The 503-nt window shown below is 42.1% G+C and carries 1 protein-coding gene; it reads right to left on the bottom strand.

Annotation, left to right across the window (positions count from 1 at the left end; all coding sequences use genetic code 11):
- Positions 1-503: DUF3667 domain-containing protein (locus HC175_RS17585; protein ID WP_235942665.1), on the bottom strand; the 503-nt coding region annotated here is incomplete at both ends.

Here is a 503-nt window from a genome sequence, read left to right as displayed (position 1 = left end):
CTATCGAGTGCTACCCGGGAGTTTGCCATTTTGGTCCTTTTGTAATGGTCTGAAAATACTTCCCAGCGGGTGGTGAACCTTTCGGAAAAGCTCATAGTATCTAAAGCAGCTTCGGGAATATAAGTGATATTTTCTGAAGCTGAGGTGTTAATTCTTTGGGCAGGAAGGACGAGGTCGAGTTCAGAATTTTCTATCCGCTGCTGTGCAATTATGGAATCTGCCTCCCTGAGTTCTTCTGTGGTGGCTTTGGAATCGATGTTTACGGGAGATTCAATTCCATGAGTAAAACTCCAGATAAGGAAAAAAATGATGGAGGCGCTAAGATAGAACCGGTATGGATTTGCATAACGCACTCTTTTGCCTTCGATATAATCTTTAGAGATCTTTCCCGGTTTAAAAAGCAGGATTCCTAATGTTCTGTAGAAGCGGGAGTCATAGGCTAATATTCCGGCAAAGAACTCGTTGAAAAAGTCATTAAAAGCGAGCTTTTTGGTGCTGTTTAA

The sequence above is a fragment of the Salinimicrobium oceani genome (assembly GCF_012037645.1).
Note: the sequence above shows the minus strand (reverse complement) of the source record. Positions and strands in the feature narration are given on the sequence as shown.